Origin of the sequence: Modestobacter italicus (assembly GCF_019799965.1) — a bacterium.
GTDB lineage: Bacteria > Actinomycetota > Actinomycetes > Mycobacteriales > Geodermatophilaceae > Modestobacter > Modestobacter italicus_A.
On record NZ_JABGCJ010000006.1, the window covers coordinates 126638 to 148506 of the forward strand.

The following is a 21869-nucleotide window of genomic DNA, read 5'->3' on the forward strand; positions in this document are numbered from 1 at the left end:
CAGGCCAGATAGCGCCATGAGCCGAGTGCTCACCGACGAGCCCGCACCTGCACTGTCTGAGCGCCTACCGACCGCGGGCGGACTCGTCCACACCCGCCCTTGCCCGACCACGTCGCCCCGACGACACCGTCTGCATGCCGGTCAGACCCCGAAGGGCCAAAGTCGCGACTTTGGCCCCTCGGAAGTCACGACCAGCGGGGGTCGGCGGGGAGGCGGGGGTTGAGCAGGTGGGCAACCAGCGCCGTCCAGCCCGTCTGGTGTGTCGCGCCCAGCCCCTCGCCGGTGTCGCCGTCGAAGAACTCGCTGAAGCTCGGGTGCTCCCTCCACAGCGGTGAGTCGCTGGACTCGATCCGCTTGCCGTCGGCCGGCCGCTTGCCGTCGACCGGGCGGAACAGCCCGGTCAGCGAGCTGTCGATCAGGTCGGCGGCCTCGACCAGGGTGCGGTGGTTGCCCGAACCGGTCGGGATCTCGATGGTGAACGAGTCGCCGTAGTGCCGGCCCAGCGTGCGCAGCTTGTCGGCCAACAGAACGTTCACCGGGAACCACACCGGCCCGCGCCAGTTGGAGTTGCCGCCGAACAGCTTGGTGCGCGACTCCCCCGGCTCGTACTCGATGGAGACGTCCCGCCCGCCCACGTTGGCGAACACCTGCCCGGTCGACTTTGACAGCGAGCGGATGCCGAACGGCGACAGGAACTCCTCGCTGTCGAACATCCGCTGCAGGATGCGCTGCAGCCGCTCCTTGCTGACCAGCGACAGGATCATCTTCCGACCCTCGGGCGTCGACCGGCTCCGCAGCGGGCCCATCAGCTCCGGACGGCGCTTCTGCAGCCACCGCACCCGCGCGGCGACGTCCGGCAATTGGCTCACCCACTGCGGGATCTCGGTGGCCGCCAGGATCGGCAGCAGCCCGACCATCGAGCGCACCCGCAGCGGCTCCGACGTCCCGTCCGGGGCGACCAGCACGTCGTAGAAGAAGCCGTCGTCCTCGTGCCAGAGCTTCACCTCCTGCGAGCCGAAGGCGTTCATCGCCTGCGAGATCGCCAGGAAGTGCTCGAAGAACTTGGTCGCGACGCCGTCCCAGGCCTGGTCGTGGCGGGACAGCTCGAGGGCGATCTTCAGCATCTGCTGGCAGTAGAACGCCATCCAGCTGGTTGCATCGGACTGCTCCAGCCGGTAGCCGGGCGGCAGCGGCGCGGACCGGTCGAACAGCGCGATGTTGTCCATCCCGAGGAAGCCGCCCTCGAAGACGTTCGAGCCGTCGGCGTCCTTGCGGTTGACCCACCAGCTGAAGTTCAGCAGCAGCTTGGTGAACACCCGGATCAGGAACTCGCGGTCGCGGCCTCCGTCGAGCCGGTAGACGTGCCAGGCGGCCCAGGCGTGCACCGGCGGGTTGACGTCACCGAACGCCCACTCGTAGGCCGGCAGCTGGCCGTTGGGGTGCATCGCCCACTCGCGGCACATGAGCAGCAACTGCTCCTTGGCGAACGCCGGGTCGACGTGCGCCAGCGGCAGGCAGTGGAAGGCGGTGTCCCACGCGGCGAACCACGGGTACTCCCACTCGTCGGGCATGGATATGACGTCGGCCAGCGCCAGGTGCCGCCAGGCGGTGTTGCGCCCGCCGCGCTTCTTGCGCTCCTCGGGGGCCGGCTCGTCGGGGCTGCCGTCCAGCCACTGGGCGACGTCGTAGCGGTAGAGCTGCTTGGTCCACAGCAGGCCGGCGTAGGCGCGGCGGGCGACGTGCCGGTCGTCGGCGGGCAGGCTCGGGTGGATGACGTCGGCGTAGAACTCGTCGGCGTCGGCCCTGCGAGCGGCCAGGACGGCGTCGAACTCCGCACCGAACGTCTCGTCGTCCGGAGCCGCCTGGCTCAGCCGCAGCTTGACGGTGACGGTCTCCCCCGGCGCGACGGAGTCCCAGCGGTACCAGAACGCGGCCTTGGTACCGGTGTCGGCGGGGTTGACCGCCGAGGTGTCGCCGTGGGCGACGCGGCGGTTGATCCCGTCCTTGGGGTACCGGCTGGCGTTGCGCTCGGCGCCGAAGAGGGCGACGGCGTTGGTCTCGTTGTCGCAGAAGAGCACCTCGGGGGCGCCCTCCGCGGCCAGGACGTAGCGGCCGAGGTAGCCGTGCTCGGCCTCGATCGCCTCCAGGCCGTTGACGGCCAGCGTCGGGGCGAGCAGCTGGGTGAGCACGCCCTGTCGCTTGTCGCCGCCCCACGACCAGGTGTTGCGGAACCAGACCTGCGGCAGCAGGTGCAGCGGCGCGGCCTCGGGCCCGTGGTTGGTGGCGGTCACCACGATGCAGACGTCGTCCGGGGCGTCCTTGGCGTAGGTGACCTGGACGTCGAAGAACCGGTCGCCGTCGAGGACGCCGGTGTCGGCGAGCTCGTACTCCCGCTCGTCGCGGCTGCGACGGGCGTTCTCCGCGCGCAGCTCGCCGTAGGGGAACTCGGCCTGCGGATAGCGGTAGAGCCACTGCATCCAGGAGTGCGTGGGCGTGCCGTCGACGGCCCACCAGTACTCCTTGGCGTCCTCGCCGTGGTTGCCCTCGGCGTTGGTCAACCCGAACAGCCGCTCCTTGAGCACCGGGTCGTGGCCGTTCCACATGGCGACGGAGAAGTTGAGGAAGCCGTAACGGTCGCAGATGCCGCCCAGGCCGTCCTCGCCCCAGCGGTAGGCGCGGGCGACGGCGTGGTCGAACGGGAACGACGCCCAGGCGTCGGAGTCGGCGGAGTAGTCCTCGCGGACGGTCCCCCACTGCCGCCCCGCCAGGTACGGGCCCCACATCCGCCACGGTGCGGACATGTCGGCGGACTCGGCGAGCCGGGCGTGCTCGGCGCTGCGCGGGGTCGGGGTGTCTCGGGGAGCGGGCGCCGGGTCCACGTGCTGGAGCGGGGCGCCGGGTTCAGCGGCAGACACGACCTCCACAGTGCCACGGCCGGGTTGCGTGCAAGTGTCGTACGCGGCCGTCCGAGACACGACTCACCACCGGGCGCCCCGCCCGCCGCATCCGCCCCGGGTGCTCGACGTCAGAGGGACGGCTCGCAGGCGCCGGCTCCGAGCCGACTCAGCCCGGCGAGGTCGCCTGCCGCGAAGTCCAGCACGTCGGACGTCGTCGGGTACATGAGCTGCGTCGGGTCGTCCACGTGGTCCAGGCCCACCAGGTGCGCGAACTCGTGCAGCACGATCGCGCGGGCGACGGCCTGACCACCCGGCCGGCTGAGGATGTCGGTGAACTGGGCAGCGTCCAGCTCGACGGCGCCGGTGACGTAGACACCCGGGCCGTCGCCGACGGAGACCGCGAGGCTGCCGGCCTGGCCCGCGACGTCGGCGGCGAAGTCGGGCTGCTCGGTGACGGTGTCCCAGGTGACGAGCACGGGCGCCCAGCGGTCGCCGTACCGGTCGGGCTGGAAGGGTTGACGCTGCTCGTCCGGGGCCTCGTCGGTGGCGCCGTCGACGATGAACCTCAGCCCCGTGACCGCGGACATCTGGGCGACGGCATCGGTGATGAGCTGTTCGCCGCCGTACGGGGCGTTGTCCGGCCGGACGACGTAGTGCACCGGCCGGCACGGGTCATAGGCGACCGGCGTGACGCCGTCGTCCTGGAGCTGGGCGAAGGCGAAGGTCCCACCGGCTGCTGGCGGTGTCAGGGGCGTGCCGAGCCGGCCGTCGGATGCCTCCACGCCCGGACTCGGCGCAGTGCGGTCGGCGTCCGTCGTGGCGACGCCGGGCAGCAGACCGAGGAACCACGCCGCTGAGAGGACAGCGACCACCACCACCGCTGTCCCGATGCCCGCCCACGGGCGCTGCTTCCGCGCCGGGAGAGCGGGTGGCTCCGCTGGAGTCCAGGCGCGCCAGGCCGCCGACGGCTGCCTTCCCCCGACCGCCTCGTCGAGCACCCACTGCGGCACCCGGCCGGTCGGCGACGTGCGGAGGCCGCGAGGTGTTTGCGACCGACCGTCCTGCTGCTGGCGCACTGATCCCCCCATCGGCCGGTCCCGTTCCGTTGTCCTTCGTAGTGGACGGGTGGCTCTCGATGGACCCCTCATCGCCCCTTCGGGGCAGGGTGCTCGGCCCTCAGCGCACGTTGGAGAAGGCGCCGTCCACCGACCGGGCGTCGAGCCACACCGCCAGCTCGGTGACCGGCATCGGCCGGCCGTACAGCCAGCCCTGGCCGTACCGGCAGCCGAGCCGGCGCAGTGCGGCGTCCTGCTCGGCGGTCTCCACGCCCTCGGCGACCAGCCCGAGGCCCAGGTTGTCGGCGAGCGCCACGATGCTGGCCAGCAGCTGCTCGCGGCGCGGGGACGTGGTGATCGTCGCGGTGAACGACGTGTCGAGCTTGAGGTGCTGGACGGGCAGCACGTCGATCCGACTGAGCGAGGAGTACCCGGTGCCGAAGTCGTCGGCGGCGACGACCGGACCCAGCGCCATGAGCGCTTCCAGGTTCTGCCGGACGACGGCGACGTCGGACTCCAGCTGGGTCTCGGTGACCTCGACGATCACGTGGTCGGCCGGCCAGCCGAACTCGGCGAACAGCGCGGTCACCCGCGGCACGTAGCTCGGGTCGGCGAGCTCGTGCACCGACACGTTGATGCCGAGCCGCAGCTGCCGCCCGGTCGCGGCGCGGAGCGCGGTGAGCTGAGTGAGCGCGGTGCGCAGCACCTGCTCGCCGAGCGCGGGGATGAGGCCGTGCTGCTCGGCGAGGGCGACGAACTCGTCCGGCGGGACGGCGCCCCGCTCGGGGTGCTCCCAGCGGGCGAGCGCCTCGACGCCGATCACCCCGTCGGCGCCGAGTTCGACCACCGGCTGGTACGCGATGTCGAGGCCCCCGGCGGCGATCGCGGCCGCGAGCTCGGTGGCCAGCCGGCTGTCGCGGTCGCCGTCCAGGGCGCTGCGCCCGCGGCCGGCGGCCTTGGCGGAGTAGAGCGCGGCGTCGGCGCGGCGCATCAGCTGCGCCCCGGTCTCCCCGGGGACGTGCTGGGCGACCCCGCAGGAGACACCGGTGCCCAGGTCCAGCCCGGTGAGCCGCTCCACCAGGGCAAGCGTGGCGTCGCCGGTCAGGCCAGGGGTGAGCAGCGCGAACTCGTCGCCACCGTGCCGGGCGAGCACCGCGCCGGTGGGCAGCCGGGCGCCCCAGGTCTCTGCGGCCCGGACGAGCACCAGGTCGCCGGCCTCGTGCCCGTCGGTGTCGTTGATCTGCTTGAAGTGGTCGAGGTCGAGCAGCGCCGCGGACAGCGGTTCGCTGCGGCGGTCGGCGGCGGCGAGCAGCTCCTGCAGCGCGTCGTCGAAGCCGCGCCGGTTGGCCAGCCCGGTGAGGGGGTCACGGCTGGCGCTGGCCGCCCGCCGGGACAGGTCGCGGGCGACCGTGCCCAGCGCCACGACCACGGCGACCAGCGCCAGCGCGGTGGGCACCGGGACGTCGCCGCGCAGCACGAGCACCGTGGTGACCCCGACCAGCGCCGTCCCGAGGTGCACCACCGCCGGCCCGGGCCGGAAGAAGAAGAACGCGTCGACCGCGACGAAGCACACGATCGACGCGATCGCCAGCGCGGTGAGCGGGTCGGGAGCCAGCGCGACGGCGGTTCCGATCAGACCGGTGGCGGCACCGACCGGCAGGTGGAACGCGGCGCGCGGCCAGCGCGGACCCCAGTGGCCGAGCACGGCAGCGGTGAGCAGCGCGCCGGTCGCGATCCCCGCCACCGCCCAGCTGTGGTCGGAGTGCGGGCTCGCGCCGAGCAGGGCGAGCAGCCCGGCCACCCCGCCGAAGGCGTAGAAGACGGCGAGGACGCGCGCGGTCATCCGCGGCGTCGCGACCTCGGGCGCTCCCGACCGGACCTGCCGCACGAGCCGCCTCCTCCGCTGTCGCCTGCTCCGGAGCGGGGAGCCGCCTCAGCCACGGTAGGCGGCGCGGGAGACGGCTGCCTCCGGACCGGCCCGGAGCCCGGCGAGCAGCTCGGGCAGCGGCACCGGCCGGCCGTAGCGCCAGCCCTGCGCGAAGGTGCAGCCCATCGCGCGCACGGCGTCCTCCTGCTCGGCGGTCTCCACGCCCTCGGCGACCACGTCGAGCCCGAGGCCCAGGCACATGGCCACCAGGGTCTGCAGCATCTGCGCCCGGCGCGGGGAGGAGTGCACCGTCGCGATGAACGAGCGGTCGAGCTTGAGGACGTCGGCCGGCAGGGTGTCCAGCCGGTTGAGCGAGGAGTAGCCGGTGCCGAAGTCGTCGATGGAGACCTTCACGCCGGCGGCGCGCAGCGCGTGCAGGGTGGCGACGGCGGTCGGGGACTCCCCCTCCAGCAGGGTCTCGGTCACCTCGAGCACCAGGTGGCCGACGGGGAAGCCGGTGTCGGCGAGCACGTGCCGCACCCGCAGCGCGCAGCCGGGGTCGTTCAGCTCCCGCCCGGAGACGTTGACGCCCAGGGTGACCGGCAGACCGGCCGGGGTCCGGACGTCGGCCAGCTCGGCGCAGGCGGTGCGCAGCACGTGCGCCCCGAGGGCGTGCACCAACCCGCTCTGCTCGGCCACCGCGACGAACTCCTCGGGCGGCACCGGGCCGCGCTCGGGGTGGGTCCAGCGGGCCAGCGCCTCCACGCCGACGACGGCGCCGTCCGAGAGGTCGACGATCGGCTGGTAGTGCACCTCGATGTCGCCGGCGGCGAGCGCGGCCGCCAGGTCGCGGGCCAACGGGGAGCCAGTGCCGCCCTCCAGCTCGCACCGGCCCCGGCCGGCGGCCTTCGCGTCGTAGAGCGCCCGGTCGGCCCGGCGCATCAGCTCCGCGGCGCCCTGGCCCGGGCGGAGCTCGGCAACCCCGCAGGAGACGCCGATCTCCGGGTGCTGGGCCGAGATGCGGCGCACCAGGGCGAGTGCGTCGGGGCCGGCGAGCCCGGGCAGCAGCAGCGCGAACTCGTCGCCCCCGTGCCGGGCGAGGACGGCGGAGCTCGGCAGCTCACGGCGCCACACGTCGGCGATCCGGCAGAGCACCCGGTCACCGGCCTCGTGGCCGGCGGTGTCGTTGATCTGCTTGAAGTGGTCGAGGTCGAGCAGGGCGGCCGACAGCGGTTCGCCGGTGCGGGCCGAGGCGGTGCGCAGCTCGTGCAGCGCGTCGTCAAAGCCGCGCCGGTTGGCCAGCCCGGTCAGCGGATCCCGGCTGGCGCTGGAGGCACGGATCACCAGCCCTCGGACGACGGTGCCCAACGCGACGATGACCGCGTCGAGGGCCAGCGCGATGGACGCCGGGACGTCGCCCTGGGCGAGCAGCGCGGCGGTCACCAGGCTGAGTCCGAACGCCATGTGCGCCCAGGCCAGCGGCAGGCTGAAGAAGAAGCAGGCGTCCACGGCGATGAACGCCATGATCGAGGCGGCGGCCATCGCGGTGGCCGCGTCGGGGCTGGCCGTCACCGCGAAGGCGACGAGCACGGCGGCCGAGGCGACCGGCCAGTGGAACACGTGCCGCGGCCAGTGCCCTGCCCAGCGGAACGAGACGGCGCCGCAGGCAAGCGCGACCAGCGCGACGGTGAGGATGACCCAGCGGCCCTGCTGGCCGGCGTCCGGCCCGAAGACGGCGAACAGCCCGGCGATCCCGGCGGCGACGTAGAACGTCGCGAGGATGCGCGCCATCATCCGCGGTGTCGCCACCGCGGGCGCCGTCGACCAGGTCACCCGGTGTTGGTCGGTCCGGTCGTGCACGAGGTTGATGGCCCCCGGCGGACTGACTGGTTCAGCTACCCCGCGTGGGTGACGTGGTGCGCTCCTCGACGCCACACAGCACCCAGAAGCGGGTCCGCCGGGCACCGTGCTGTCCCTCGCCGGGAACGCTGCGCAGCGCGCGGTCGATCCGCGACATCGCCGCCGGGTCGGCGAGCACCCGCGGGAGGTCCTCCACGCCGAGCACCCCGTGCGCGACGAGGATGCGGGCGTAACGCAGCACCGCCTCGGCCTTGGGCACGCCACCTCGGGTCGACGTCCGCTGCCGGTTCTGCGCCGCCTCCTCCAGCGCCTGCTCGTCGGGGAAGCGGGCGAGAAGGCGCGGCAGCGGGTGGCTGTCCGCGCCCGGCGCTGTCTCTGTAATGAGCGGTCCTGTCGCTGCGGGTTCGAGCACCCGGTGGGCCAGGGGGACGACGACCCGGTCGTGGTCGGCGCCTCCGCTCCAGACGGCGTCGAGGACGCAGGCGGCGAGGCTGGTCCAGCGCCGCTGCGGTCGCGGGACCGGGCGGACGACGGCGTCCGGCGCGTGACCGAGCTCGTCGTCGAGCTCGTCGTCGAACTCGTCGTCGAACTCGTCGTCGAACATCGACGGCGCCGCAGTCGTCACCTGTACCCCTTCGCCAGGTTGGCCCGCCTGCGCCGGTCGCAGCGAGCCGATCCAGGATGCCGTCGGCGGGACGCCGGAGCCGGGCGACACAGCGGCGTCCGTGCGGCTCTCAGCCGAGCTGGGCCAGCTCCTCGTCAAGCTGGGCTACGTGGGCGGGCGCCTCGGCCTGCACCCAGGCGGCCCGGGCGGCGGCGCAGTTCCGGTGCACCGCCTCCAGCCGGTCATCCGCCAGCCGGGCCGCCTGCTGCCCTGCTATGGAGCGAGTTGCCTGGCGCGAGCGAAGTGCTCGGGGACCGTGACCAGTTCGACGTCGAAGACAGCACGCATCCGCGCCAGGCGGTCCTTCCAGACGCGGGACTGTTCGGAGAGCTCGGGGACGACGACAGCGGCGCGACAGGCGGTCTGGTCGAGGTCGAACTGCTCGAACCACGGGGCAAGGTGCGTCGCGCGCTGGATGAACTCGCGGTAGAGCACTGCCTGGGTCACCGCGTGCCGGTAGTAGGACGCCACGCCGGCCGACCCGGAAGTCTTGATCTCGAGAGTCCACGGGGTCGAGCCTGAGCGGAGCAGCGCATCGAGGTACCGCCGGCTGGTCGACGACGTGAGTCCCCAGCGCGTTGGGAAATGCGACCCCCAGCTGACCCGATGCTGGTCATCACCCCGCAGCAGGTCCAGCCGCCCACTGGATGTGTGGATCGGGACAGCGCCCCGCAGAATCCGTGATTCGAGCGCGTGCTGGCTGTGCTTGATCCCGCCGTCGACGCCTTCTCCCATGAGTCCGCGAAGGAGTTGATGACCTCCGCTGCCCGAGCCACGGACGCGTCGTCGTCGACGACCGGAACTCGTCCCTCGGGAGCGATGTCCAGCCAGGCCGCACGTTCGGGGCCCCCGTCGTCCCTGATAGTCCCGGCCGACATCGAGCCGACCGTGACGCGGCCCCATCTGGGCGACCTCCAGGCCCTCGAGCCGCAGTGACCACCAGTTCTTCTGGGTCAACATGGGGTATGCGCGGAACGCCTCCCGTGGAACGCCCGCCAAGAGCCGTTGGACGAGTGCAGGCGGTTGCTCCCCCAGGTCCATGAGGTAACGCAGCCACTCGGTGTACCGGTACTTCTGGTGGTCACCCAGGTCGTCAAGGCCGTGAGCACTGATGGGCAGCACATCACCCTCGCCGGTCAACCGTCGCAGGGAGACCGTGATCGGCGCGCGCAGCCGAGCTGCCAGCGTCCGGAGAGCGCCTCCTGCCTCGGTGTCCCACCTGTCCTGGACGAGCAACAACGTCGCCTCATCCGGTGCAACCGGCGTGTCACCCGACGACGCCCGGCGCCTCCAGATGGAGCTCGACCAGGTCGACCAGCGAGTTGATCTGGGTCTTGGGATCGGCGTCCACGACGACGGTCCGACGGCCGTCGTACACGCAACGCACCACGCCCGCTGCAATGGAGTTGGCTCGGTCGGCAGCGGCCTCGATCTGGGAGACCTCGGGCAGCTGGTTGAGGAGCGCGACCACGTCCTCGACGGGTATTCGGACCCTTCCGTTGAGTCGGTCAGTCAGCACGACGGTGCTTCGCGTGAGCGAGATGGGCTACGACCACTCGTCAGAGAGGAACCGCTCGACGGCTGCCGGTTCCTCGATGAGAGCGAGGCCGTCACTGATCAACTGGACGTCGCTGTCCATGGTCCGAACTCCTCGAGGCACAGGGCGGGAGTGTGGGCTCCGAATGGGGACGCGGCCTGCTCACACCGACGGCAGCGACTCCAAGAACACGGCTTCACCGATCACCCGGACCCCGAGCGCACGGGCCTTGCGCGCCTTGCCCGACTGTGACTCGGGATCGGCGCAGACCAGGACGTTGGTCTTGCCCGAAACCGACGCCACAGGGACCCGCCCTGCAGTCCGAGCCGCCTCCTCGAAGTCCGACCGCGGCCGCGACATCTCCCCGGTGAACCGCTACAGCTCACCCACTCTCCGTACGGCGCGCGTGACAACGCGGGCCAAGTCGACACATCGCTGCAAGTCACCCGGCAAGACCTCACCGGAGCCGTGCACAAGTTTGTTGCGCGTCTCCACTAGAAAGTGCACATCTTCCGAAGGCAACCCGACTGGAATCCGCTCGGCGGACAATTCAAGCAGTTGCCGCAGCCCTGCGTGTCTCGACCCCCGCCGCCCATCCGGGCGACCATCTCCGATACCCCCCTCCGGAAACGTCAACCTCAAAGCTCGCTCCATTTCGATAACCTCTAGCAGCGCAGAACTTCTGAGGTCGATGTCTTTTGCCCTAGACGCCGACAAGGGAGCCTCGTCGAAGAAGCTAAGTTGACCGCTTACACCGGTTGCCCAGTTGGCGATTACCTCTGCCACCTCCGTCCACCCATCCACAGATGGCGGTGGCGCCATGGTGTACTCATCGTCATCATCCGTCGACCTACCGACAACGAATACGTTCTCCCTTCCAACCGACGCAATAGCCCGTCGCACGACAGGGTCGCCAACTCGATTCGTATGGATGACAACTTGAGACGAGATTCGAAGGAGTGCTTCAGTGGTAGCTACTCGAAACCCTGGCGGATGCGCTACATCCTGCCTCGTTAACGGCAACAATCCTCGATCCGCGATGTTCGGGAAGACGAAGTCGTCGTAAACGCTAACCATTTCGTCTGGCAACAGGAACAAAACTGCTTCGTCGACGCGAACTCCGGCTCTCAGTAGTGCCCGCACCGGGGCCGTCGTTCCTTGCAGACGCGAAGGAAAATTTGCGATCCAGTAGTCGTACAACGCATCGAATAGTTCCGTGAGCACGCCGTAGCCCAATGGTCCCCAGGGAAGGTTGACAACCCTGACGCCGCGACGCCTGTACCGATCAATCTTAGCTGGGTCCGCGCCGACTTCGATAACATAAAGGTCCGGCGACGCCTCTCCTAGCCTACTGCGGACCATTGCGATGATTTGGCGAAAGTCTGCATCATCCAAGCTGTAACCAATCAGAACGCCAGTTTTTGAGATCAACTGATTGGCGAGCCAGGTGACAAACATTGGCCGCCGGAGAGAAAACTCGTCGTAATCTCTCTCGGTAAGAACGAGGCTTCCAGGGTGGTGCACATCCCCATGAAGCTTCAGCAAGGTCGGCGCCTCGTATGGGTTGGCCAACCGCAGCTGCTGCTCCTCTATTATCGCCAGGACATCGCCGTGTCGAGATCTGTAGGCAGATTCGAGTAGCTGCTCGACGTTGGTCGTGACCACCGAGTCGAAAGGAATCTGGCAGAACGCCTCGTGCATGGCGCCTGGCAGTGCATCCCGAACTCTAAGCGCACGCATCACTCGCTCAACGAGCTTGTTTCGTCCATAGGCGTGCTCGTACGAGGAAAGACTTTCCAGTGGCGAGTCGCTTCTGTACTCCGGCGGCAGTTCTTTCCCGACCCGCTTGCCGAGGCCTCGCCAGTCCGGCAGGCCACCATCAGTGCCCGGCACGACGGCGTTTCGACTCAAGCCCGCACCTACGACAGGCAGCCAGCGACCTGCGACAAGGTCATCCAAGAGGGGTCGCGGCAAGTAGTCGATGATTGAACGATTAGGCACGCCCCATACCTACACGAAGACCAAGACCGGCGTGCTCTCGCCACGCCACCTCTGACCGGCCAGCTCAGCCCGAGACTGCACCAACTGGGGTCAACCAGTGGCGTTCAGTCGGTTGGACGTACCAGCAGCGCACTTGCGCCTATGCTATCTCCACCTCGCTGGCCGAGGGTCATTGCAGCGAGTTCTGGCGGCAGCAGATCGGAAGACTTCAAATGCTTCATTGCTTCAGCCGATACGGGCGGTTGCACCCCGTCCAAGTCGTCGCCGACCCGCCTCCGAATCTCGCGGACTGCGTCACGGACCACACCGGCCGCCGCATCACCGCGCAGCTTGATGTACCGGTTGTCGTAGCGATCTAGCTGATCGACTACTCCGGTTTCCACCGCCACTAGGGCCGCGGCCAGCGTCGCGTTGGCCCGGCCACCTGCCCACGTCCACCAACGTGCCTGCCCCCTGTCGTGCGGCAGCACGAGGCTGCTGTCAGCGGCAACGGCCAGCAGCACCTCCTCGCGCACAGCCGACAGCCGATCGGTGGCTCGACGCGTCAACGAGACGCCCGCCAAGTCCGCGCCGGGGACCACCCGGCGCGTCGCATCGGTCAACGCGAACGACAACGGCTGCCCCCTCCCCGACCTCTTCGAGGCTCCTACGAGGTCTGTCGGCTCGACGAAGGCCCGGTAGCGCTTCCAGTCGATATACGTGACCTTCCACGGCCGGCCGCCCAGCGACAGAACACGAGGCCCCTCGACCCGGCGGGTCATGACGATCGGGTCGACAGTGCCCAGCTCTGCGCGACCGTGCAGCACGGTGAACTCGGGGTCCGCGGTGAACGCCGACAGCAAGTCCAAGAAGTGCTTGTGCCCGTACCGACGTTCCGCCTCGGGTCTCACAAACAACATCCCGAAGTCCTGGTCGAGATGGCCGGTCTCGATCATCCACTCGGTGATCCGCTCGACCTCGTCCGGGCGAGCGAACTCCAGCCCGGAGAGGCTCTCGCTCCAGCCGGTGCGCGCCCGACTCGTGATCTCTGAAGTGCGAGCACCAGCAGCTGCTGCCCCAGCAGATGCCGCGGCGACTCCGGCGCCACCGCCGGCTCGACGTAACCCTCCGACCACAACTGAAGCAGCCCAGCAGCCCTCAGCAACGCGTCATCATCCGTGGCGAGGAACAGCATGTTGCGCGTAGTGCCCGAGCGGCGACCAGTCCGACTGCGGGAGCAGCTCACGCACGATCCGTAGGCCCTCGGCCTCGTGCGGGATCGGCGAGGGGGTCACCTCAATTCAGCGGGGCGGCTGCGGCACCCGTCCTCCTTCGCTCGTGGCTGATCTGCATGAGTCTGACAGCCGTCTGCGATTCGCCTGACTCCCTGGCTACAAGTTCCACTCGTCCGAGAGCGTGGAGAGGAGCTCCTGCTGGCGCTTCTCGAGCACCTCCGGCGTCCACGCTGCCTCGGTGACGACGCCCACCGTCAGCGCGAACGGCGCGACACCGGTCTTGCCGGTGAAGTAGCGCGCCTTCTTGGTGTCGAAGTCGTAGTTCTGCGCCTCGGAGTTCTTGGCACGGTTGAGCAGAACCAGGTTCCCCAGGCGGTGCGTCCACTGCAGCCGGTCGTCGTCCGTGAAGTCCTGGACCCACTTCGAGGTGGTGGAGGGGTTTTGCGGCAGTACGTGCTCGACGGTGATGATCGCATGGTCATACGTGACCCCGGGGTTGTTGGCCAGGGCCTCATCCAGCCGCAGGAGGACGTATTTGCGCACCTTGGTGACGAGGTAGATGTCGCCGTTCAAGCGGTCGACGGTCTCGGCGCGCTCCTCGGGCGTCAGCTCGAAGCCCGGCGCGTCCAGGCCAACCCGTTCTAGATCAGCCAACAAGTCCGCGTACCGCTGTGCTCGTGGGGTGGCGTAGACGCGCCGCAGGAGCATGCTGGCCGCGAGCCGCTCGAGCTTGCGGAAGAACTCGTCCAGCCAAGTGGCGTCATCCGGGTGGTGGCGCAACGCCCACAGCGCCGGCGGTCGCCAGTCGTTGTTGTCCAGCTGGGACAGGCGCGTCAGCCAGCGGTTGACCTTTTCCGCACCCACGCTGGCGGAGTACGACTGGTCGCGCAGTTGCTCGTACGCGTCGGCGTACGGCAGCAGGACCTGATCGATGAACGCGGCTGACTTTCCCTTGAACTGAGCCAGCACCTGCTCGGGAAACTCCTTGAGCAGCTCCCTGCGCGCGCGTTCCTTGGAAAAGATCATGCGCAGGTGAAGGAACAGGTCGGCGAAGTCGTCGCGTCCGAGCGCCTCTTCGGCGTCCTCCCACTTGGTGGCGTACTCGCTGGATGCGCCGCCGGGCAGCTCGCCGATAATAAGCGACTTGAAAATGTCAGCCGGCGACAAATCTAGCCCTCGAGCGTTCATCACACTGAAGATGCGGTGCGCGCTGTCGAGGTCGGGCGTGCTCACCACCACCAGGAAGGTCCGCTCGCTGAGCATCCCAACCAGCTCGAGGCGTCGATCCTCGTTCCAGGTCTTCAGCTTCTCCCGGAGGGCGATGGCGTTCTCTCGGACTGACCGCTGGGCGTCGGTTTTGAGGCTGTCCTTGTTCACCGCGACCAAGGTGGTGGTCGCGCCACTGCCCTGAATGTGGTCGTGGAAGAAGCCAGCGTCACGAGCCCGGAGCGCCAGACGAGGCTTGGGCGCCAGCTTCCGGATCTTGCTGCCCGGCTCGACGATCAGCGTCTCCAGGTTCTGACGCAGCTCGTCGTCCTCGGTCAGGTCGCGGAGGACCGCCAGGAGGATGGTGAGCGTCGTCAGCCGCTGCTGGCCGTCGATGACCTCAGCCTCCGACACGCTCTTCCGCTTGACCAGCACGATCGAGCCCAGGAAGTACGGCTCTTCGTCACCGCGGTTTAGGGCATCGACCAGGTCCTCCAGCAGCTGGGTCGCCTGCTCCCGCTCCCACGCATACGGGCGCTGGTAATCGGGGATGCGAAAGTCGTAGTCACTGCAGAAGATCTTGTGCAGCGGGACTTCGTGGGCTTCCAGCTGTTGCATGCCCGCAGTCTGCGCGATGCCCGCCTCCGCCCGGACGATCCGGCCGACCGCGTGTCGGCTCTCTTCCGTTTCACGCGACTCGGGGCTGCCACGGAACTCGCGAGGCGCGTGCCCGTCACCGCGGCTATGTCGGTCGTTCGGCAACCAGTCTCGGAGCCGTGGACTCGAAGCCATCGCCCGTCTGCCAGATGACCGCGACATCCTGGCTGGCCGCGAGGTCCTGCAAGTCAGGTCGCGGCTTTCCGGGCAGGAGAACAGCGCGATGCGTGGCGTCCACGAATCGGCTGTAATCGGCGAGCTGCCCCAGTGCCATCCGCACGGCTTCCCGTGACGTGGTTCCCTTCGCCTCCACCAGCGCCATGACTGTGTCGTCGTAGAGGTCCGTGTACATCGGCTTGTGCTCCCCAGGCGGGAGGACTCGCTTACGGGACACAGCCCGACCCCTCGCCCGTAGGTGGGCTTCGAAGGCGAGCACCAGCTTCGCCTCTCGACGTTCGGCCTCGATCGGTTCGGCCTTCGGGTTGGTCCAGGCCTTCTCCGTGTGCTGCTGTTCGATAGGGACGTCAGCAACGATCGGGCCAACGGTGACCGACGCAAGTGGGGAGCGCTCCGCTGGTGCACTTGCCGTGAGCGAGCGAAGCCGGAAGACGATCACCTTGCGAACAGGCCCGTCGCCCGTCTCGGGGGCGTCTGTCTCGTAACAAGGCTCGCGCTCGTCGAGTTCGAACCGGCCCATGTACCGGACGACGTCCTTCGAGCCCTCGAAGACCTGAAGCGCCCGACCGGTCGCCCGGTGGTCCACGATGGCCCGGTTCCCCCGGATCATCAGCTGGTCCCCGCGCTGCCCCTCGCCGGTGTAGTGGAACAGCCCATCCGCCTGCCAGCCGTCGAAGTAGCCGTGCTGCTCCCCGGTCTTCGGGTCCGTGAAGATGAGGATGTTCGGCGACTGCGACGACGGGCTGATGCCACCCTGTCCGCTGCCCCCATACCGCTGGTGCAACGCAGTGCGCTTGATCTGTTCGCCCGGCTTGAGGTGCAGACCGCCGCTGCCCTGCGCCTTGCCGCCGGCGAACCGGCTGTCAGCATCGAGCAGCGAGACGACCGACGGGGCGCCAGCGACGACGACGTCCTCCCGGCTGGCGAGAACGGCGCCAACGAACGAGCTCCGGTGTCCGAGCGTCGGGACGTCGACGGTGACCTGCCCGTCCCGACCAAGCAGGTCGAGGGCTGTCTGCACCTCGGCGATGGGGACCAGCTGCCCCTGGGGGGACTTCGACGTTGCGACCAGGACGTTCGGCGGTTCGACGGCGAGGACCTCATTGACAGCGCCAGTCGTCGACTCAAGCCTGCGTCCGATGAGCCCGGTCAGGAGATCGACAGCTTCCTGGTTCTCGTCCTCACCGGCGTGGACCTCCGGCGCTGGAGATCCCGCTGGGAACAGCGAGCCGAGGGCGGTCTGCAGTGCGGGATGCTCCGCGACCGGCGCGGTGAGGAGCTCGATGGCGCGGCTGCGGAACGCCTGGTCGTCTCGCACACGGTCGTGAGCCGCCCGGGCCAAGCCCGCGACCGGATTCTCCGTGCGGACGAAGTCCCTGCCTCCTCGGGGCACGGGACCGTCTGGTGCCCCGAACAGCTGCCACCACGGCGACTTGCGGAGCGCGAACCAAGGAAGCTCCGGCTCCGGCTGGCTCTCGCCGACCGCGAACGGCCCCAGCAGGTTGCGCAGCTCGTCCCGTACATCGGAGAAGGGCTGCATCCGCTCTCGGCCGTGTATCGCCTTGCTGATCGCCCACAGGAGGACGAGGTACTGATAGGGCGTCGGCTGACCAAGCTGTCGGTCCACCTTCAGCTCGGTCAGCGCCTTGAGCAGCGGCTCGTCCGTGTCGACTGGCAGCGGCGCCGGCGTCCTGTCGCGGGCGCGGTGGGGCTCGAAATTCTCGGCCAGAAGGATCGTCAGATGCTCTGCTCGCTGGAGGTCGATGCGTGGAAACTGAGGCAAGCGAACGGTGTCGATGCCGACGGTGCGCTTGAGCTCAGGGCCCGCCATGGCGACCGGCGCGGCAGGCTCGTCGAGAACCTCGACCGGGATGAGCGCCTTGTAATGCTGTGGATCCGGCCAAGGGACTTCTTCGGTCCCGGCAGGGCGACGTGCATCTTCAGTGGCCCGGCAGCGCGCCAGCCAGCCCTGCTTCGAACCCCAGATGAAGAGCTCATCTCCCGCCCGCACGCCCAGCGCGGTAGGGGTGTTCGAGCCGAAGAGCGACTCGCGCTTGCAGATCTGCCAGTTATCACGCTGTTCGAAGGAGATCGAGCCGACCCAATACGTCACTCATCCGCGCCGTCCGGTGTTCGCAGCGGGTGAGGGCATGTCCTGAGGGAAGCCCGTTGGGCCGTGCTCGCTGTGCCGACACCCATCGCGCCGGCCCGTTGACTATGCGAGGCCGCCGGCAGGAGCGTGGAACGACACTCCGACGTCCTCGTCAGTCGCGAACAGGAGCGACGCCCAGGTTGGTGGCAACCGGAAAGCGGTGGCTGTTTGCTTCCAGCTTGGACCGAGCCGCAGCAGCGAGGTCGACACCGGCCACGTCGGCCAGCCGCACCAGGTAGAGCAGGACGTCCGCCAGCTCTTCCCCCAACCGTTCACGCAGGTGACCGCCCTCCGCTGTCCCGCCTGCTCCCTCAGCAGGCAGCCACTGCACGAGATCGGCGACCTCCCCCACCTCGCCTACCAGCGCGAGCGTGAGGGACTTGAGGTCGTGGAAGCGACCCCAGTCGCGGACCTCGGTGAACGCACGCATCCGGGCGGTCAAGTCAGCCAAGTCGCTCACTCCTGGAGTATCGGTCACCGGATGTGACCGGCGTCCCGTCTAGGGTGACGAGTACGCGGTCCGACTGGCTTCCGATCCCTGGACATGCCCCCACCCGCACGTTGATTCGTGCTGCCCGGGGACAGGTCCTTGCCACTTCTTCGCACGTCCGGCCATGGCCTCAAGACGCTCGCTGACGCCGGCACGCTGGCGACCACGCTGGCGACTCAGATGTCGCACCGCATGAACCGCTCGCCCTCGGCCGGCGAGACGCGCTCCTGGGACGCCAGCCTCACCGCTCTCGCTGCCGACCTCGAGCAAGCCGGGCTGGGCGGCGTCGAGGTGCTGCTCGAGTACCAGCTCCCCCTGTCCAGCAAGCGGATCGACGTCATCCTCGCCGGCGAGCACCCGAGGCGCGGTGGGCCGTCCTACGTCGTCCTCGAGCTGAAGCAGTGGACGCAGGCAACCTTGTTCGAGAACGAGCCGGAGCTCGTCGTCCAGCCGACGTACGGCGACCGTCCCGTGCTGCACCCGGTCGCCCAAGTGCGCTATTACGGCGAGTACCTGCTCGACTTCCTTGGCGTCCTGCACGGCACGACTGACGTCCTCGCCGGAGCCGCCTACCTGCACAACGCGACCGATGACCGCGTCAGTGCGCTCCGCGGCTACCCGCAGGACGAGCTGGGGCGCCTGTTTACCGGACGCGAGCGCGGCGACTTCCACGATTTCCTTCGGTACCGCCTCTCCCCCGCCAATGCCTCGATCCACGCCGACCAATTGCTGCGGTCGTCTGTCGCCCCGAGCAAGCAGCTGCTCGCCGTCGCGGCGGAGGAGATCCGTACGCGCGAGCAGTTCGTGCTCCTCGACGAGCAGCGGGTCGCCTTCGACCTGGTGCTCCACGAGGTGGAGAAGGCCCGCGGAGGCGACCACAAGTCGGTCGTCATCGTCTCCGGCGGGCCTGGCAGCGGGAAGAGCGTCATCGCGCTGTCCCTGCTGGGTGAACTCAGTCGGCGCGGCGTCCGCGTCGCGCACGCCACCGGATCTCGGTCGTTCACCCAGACGCTCCGTAAGGTGGCCGGCCGCCGAGCCCCACGCACGGCAGCTCTGTTCCGGTACTTCAACCAGTTCATGGACGTCGCCAGGAACAGTCTCGACGTGCTCATCGCCGATGAGGCGCATCGACTGCGAGAGACATCGGCCAACCGCTGGACGAAGGCCGAGCTGCGCAGCGACAAGCATCAGATCGACGAGCTGATCGACGCAGCCTTCGTGTCGGTGTTCCTGCTCGACCAGAACCAGGTCGTGCGCCCCGGGGAGATGGGCACGGTCCAGGACATCGAGAAGCACGCGCGCGAACGCGGCATCGGTGTCCACGAGATCGACCTGTCGACCCAGTACCGCTCCGGCGGGAGCGCCACATATGTGGAGTGGGTCGAGCGGCTGCTCGGTCTGGCGACCGGGGGTCCAGAGAAGTGGACGGGCGACGAGCGGTTCGAGGTCCGGACGGCGCCGTCGCCGTCCGCGATGGAGGCTGCGCTGGCCGAGAAGCTGGCCGCCCACCAGAACGCGCGCATGGCTGCTGGCTACTGTTGGCCGTGGAGTGATCCGCTCAAGGACGGCTCACTGGTCCCGGACGTGCAGATCGGCGACTGGTCGCGGCCCTGGAACCTCAAGGGCGACCGCTCCGTGGGCAATGCGCCGCCGGCTGCGCTGTGGGCGAGCGATGAGCGCGGCTTCGGCCAGGTGGGCTGCGTCTACACGGCCCAGGGCTTCGAGTACGAGTGGAACGGCGTCCTACTTGGTCCCGACCTGGTATGGCGGGACGACCGGTGGGTGGCCGTACGCAACGCCAACCGAGACCCGGACTTCAAGAACACCAAGAAGGTCAGCGATCAGGACTTCGACGCCCTTGTACGCAACGTCTACAAGGTGCTGATGACCCGGGGCTTGCGCGGGGTGTACCTCCACTCGACCGATCCGGAGACGCAGCGGATGTTGGAACGTCTCGTCGATTGAGCCCCGGCCACTGCGTGACGGGCGTCCAGCTCCAGCTCACCGCGAGCCGCGGTGAGCTGGAGCCGTGAAGCAACTCGGGTAGGACCTGGCTACTCGCAGCCGACTCCGTCACCGTCGCGATCCAGGTGACCCGCATAGCCCGGGTCGCCGACCCGAACAGGAGCCGCCCCAGCGGCACGGGCAGCATCACAGTTCTTAAAGTAGGTGCTCGCTGGGGCCTGCGGTGCAGGCGCGGCGGAAGGCGCCGCCTTTGGGGCGGGAGCCGGCTGGAGGACTGCCCCTGACTGGGCGGACACCCGCAGTGCACTCTCACGCCCGGCCAGCTCTGTCTCTCGCTGGTCGAGTGCCACCGTCCGCTGCTCGAGCTCCGTAGCCTGCGCGGCGAGACGCGCCTCGCCGTCTGCGGTCGCCTGACGGATCCGGGCCTCGGCATCGGCCACCTCGTCCGCGAGCTGCTCGGCCTCCTGCTGGGAATCCGTCAGCTCACTTTGCAGCGAGAGGTAAGCCGGCGATACCTCCACGTCTGGCTCAGCGCCCGCCGTACCCACGCCGGCACCGATCAAGAAAGCCAAGACAGGGACGCCCCAGCGCAGCCACTTCTTCGGCTGCTTTTCCTGTGCGGCGGGCGGCTGCGCCCCATAGCTCGGCATGGCAGTGGTGTCAGGCACGATCGCTCTCCATCCCCGGAAGTGGAACGCGACCGTATAGCGAAGGCGCTATACCGAGGGAGAAAGGCGAGTCGGCTGGTTCAGACGGCGCGTATGTGGCGGAAGAGATAGCGCCTGACTTGCCCACTCGGCGACCCGATGACCCGATTGGCGTGGACCGGTGCCCGCGCCGGCCTCACCGCTGCGCTCACCGGGGTGAGGCTCGATGAACTGCTGAGAACCAGCATTCAGTGGCGGGGCCATCGCTGCATCGTGCGATGGTTGCTGCCCGGCTTACCCGACGGAGGTGACGCCACCGTGCCCGGACGGCTCGACGACATCGACGAGCTCACCGCCCGGCTCCTGACCTCACCGTGGGGCCGCCCCCGGACGCGGGCCCGCTCCCGCCGCTGTCCAGCGGCTCCTCGTGAGCGGGCTGCAACGGCCTCGGTCACCCTTCCTGTGGGCACCGCGCCACGTCGGCCGACTGCTCGATCCCGGCTGCACGACCTCGACTCCGACGCAGTCGACCTCGACCACAGCTCGAGCTGCTGCGCGCCTCATCCGCTCTAGCCACGGCGGGCGCGGCGCACGCCCGGAACTCGCCGACGTGTCGCTGTTCCGCGATGTGCAGAGGTGGCGGGATCTCAGCCGGAAACCCGCCACCGACGCACACCTCTGGCCGGTGATCCGGTCTGAGTGGGGCATCACGTATCGCCGCGCGCACCGTCCCGCCAGCGCTTCCGGGCATCGCGCACAAACTCGTACAGCGGGTGCGACTGGTTGTCGGCCTGGTTGAGCGGCGGTTCCAGCGCGGCGATGACCTGGGCCTCGACAGTCCAGGGCTCGGGGTGCTCCGCCCAGGTCAGCCGGAGCTTCTCCCCCATCCACTCCGACAGCCGCAGCTCGTCGGCGTTGACCAGCACCGGCCGGGTCGTCCACCGGCTGCGCCAGCCCTGCTGCTCGCTGAGCAGCGCCGCCAGCGACCGGCGGAGCGTCGAGGAGCCCGTCGTCCCGCGGATGTGGTCGCCCACCACCCGGCTGCGCAGCGTGGCCTGCGACGCCGCCCCGTTCGGCGCGATCCCGACGTACAGCAACTGCAGCGCGGCTTCCGGGTGCCGCGGCCCGGAGATGCCGGGCAGCGCACCGAACCGTGCCCACCAGGCGTACAGCCCGGGCGCCGCCGGCAGCTCGGCCTGCACCTGCTCCAGGGAGACCGGCTCCGAGCAGAGCGCAGCGGTCACGTCGTCCATGCGCCCAGTCAACGGCACGACGCAATCAGCCTGTGGACGACGCCAGCGGGAGGGGGGCCTGGTCACCGGGACGTCAGGGTGCAGCCGGGTCTCCATGGCCGAGGACTTCGCCGCGAAGCGCCTGTCAGTCGAACGACCCACTGCCCCCTCCGGGTCGGCAGAGCAGGCACATCCCGGCGCGACCGGGCCGTATCGGTTATGGTCGTGCGGTTCCTGTAACTCGTGTG

The 21869-nt window shown here is 69.2% G+C and carries 15 protein-coding genes; 1 reads left to right on the top strand and 14 read right to left on the bottom strand.

Going from position 1 to position 21869, the window contains the following annotated elements; all coding sequences use genetic code 11:
- Positions 1–185: 185 nt before the first annotated feature.
- The 12 genes from HLA93_RS15705 to HLA93_RS15760 form a co-directional block, all read right to left on the bottom strand.
- Entirely contained in the window at positions 186–2915 is a 2730-nt protein-coding gene (locus HLA93_RS15705; RefSeq protein WP_246626807.1) for an MGH1-like glycoside hydrolase domain-containing protein, read from the bottom strand.
- A 110-nt stretch (positions 2916–3025) separates the two neighbouring features.
- Positions 3026–3985: a matrixin family metalloprotease gene (locus tag HLA93_RS15710; RefSeq protein WP_222195358.1), complete on the bottom strand. Its 960-nt coding sequence runs from the start codon at positions 3983–3985 to the stop codon at positions 3026–3028.
- 88 nt (positions 3986–4073) lie between these two features.
- Positions 4074–5840, bottom strand: a complete 1767-nt coding sequence (locus HLA93_RS15715; protein ID WP_222195359.1) for a putative bifunctional diguanylate cyclase/phosphodiesterase — start codon at positions 5838–5840, stop codon at positions 4074–4076.
- 45 nt (positions 5841–5885) lie between these two features.
- The gene (locus HLA93_RS15720) at positions 5886–7652 is read right to left on the bottom strand and encodes a putative bifunctional diguanylate cyclase/phosphodiesterase (protein ID WP_222195360.1); all 1767 of its coding nucleotides are present in this window, start codon (positions 7650–7652) and stop codon (positions 5886–5888) included.
- A gap of 58 nt (positions 7653–7710) precedes the next feature.
- A complete protein-coding gene (locus HLA93_RS15725; protein ID WP_222195361.1) occupies positions 7711–8304 on the bottom strand; it encodes a hypothetical protein in 594 nt (197 codons plus the stop codon).
- A 252-nt stretch (positions 8305–8556) separates the two neighbouring features.
- Complete coding sequence (locus tag HLA93_RS15730; protein ID WP_222195362.1) at positions 8557–9579, bottom strand: hypothetical protein; 1023 nt, start codon at positions 9577–9579, stop codon at positions 8557–8559.
- Positions 9580–9610: 31 nt separating this feature from the next.
- Positions 9611–9862, bottom strand: a complete 252-nt coding sequence (locus HLA93_RS15735; protein WP_222195363.1) for a hypothetical protein — start codon at positions 9860–9862, stop codon at positions 9611–9613.
- Between the two features lie 393 nt (positions 9863–10255).
- Entirely contained in the window at positions 10256–11791 is a 1536-nt protein-coding gene (locus tag HLA93_RS15740) for an SIR2 family NAD-dependent protein deacylase (RefSeq protein WP_222195364.1), read from the bottom strand.
- Positions 11792–11985: 194 nt separating this feature from the next.
- Positions 11986–12816: a hypothetical protein gene (locus HLA93_RS15745; protein ID WP_222195365.1), complete on the bottom strand. Its 831-nt coding sequence runs from the start codon at positions 12814–12816 to the stop codon at positions 11986–11988.
- A 435-nt stretch (positions 12817–13251) separates the two neighbouring features.
- On the bottom strand, positions 13252–14919 hold the full coding sequence (locus tag HLA93_RS15750) for a DUF262 domain-containing protein (protein ID WP_222195366.1): 1668 nt from the start codon (positions 14917–14919) through the stop codon (positions 13252–13254).
- A gap of 124 nt (positions 14920–15043) precedes the next feature.
- A complete protein-coding gene (locus HLA93_RS15755) occupies positions 15044–17248 on the bottom strand; it encodes a hypothetical protein (RefSeq protein ID WP_222195367.1) in 2205 nt (734 codons plus the stop codon).
- A 151-nt stretch (positions 17249–17399) separates the two neighbouring features.
- Positions 17400–17747 carry a nucleotide pyrophosphohydrolase gene (locus HLA93_RS15760; RefSeq protein WP_308128168.1) on the bottom strand — a complete coding sequence of 116 codons (348 nt, stop codon included), beginning with the start codon at positions 17745–17747 and terminating at the stop codon, positions 17400–17402.
- Positions 17748–17876: 129 nt separating this feature from the next.
- Between HLA93_RS15760 and HLA93_RS15765 the strand changes: the two genes are divergently transcribed.
- Entirely contained in the window at positions 17877–19742 is a 1866-nt protein-coding gene (locus HLA93_RS15765; RefSeq protein ID WP_222195368.1) for a DUF2075 domain-containing protein, read from the top strand.
- Between the two features lie 89 nt (positions 19743–19831).
- On the opposite strand, the gene HLA93_RS15770 is transcribed toward HLA93_RS15765, so the two are convergent.
- Together HLA93_RS15770 and HLA93_RS15775 are read right to left on the bottom strand one after the other, a co-directional pair.
- Positions 19832–20410, bottom strand: coding sequence for an excalibur calcium-binding domain-containing protein (locus tag HLA93_RS15770; protein ID WP_308128169.1), 579 nt, complete (start codon positions 20408–20410; stop codon positions 19832–19834).
- A 686-nt stretch (positions 20411–21096) separates the two neighbouring features.
- On the bottom strand, positions 21097–21642 hold the full coding sequence (locus tag HLA93_RS15775) for a GIY-YIG nuclease family protein (RefSeq protein ID WP_222195369.1): 546 nt from the start codon (positions 21640–21642) through the stop codon (positions 21097–21099).
- Positions 21643–21869: the final 227 nt, after the last annotated feature.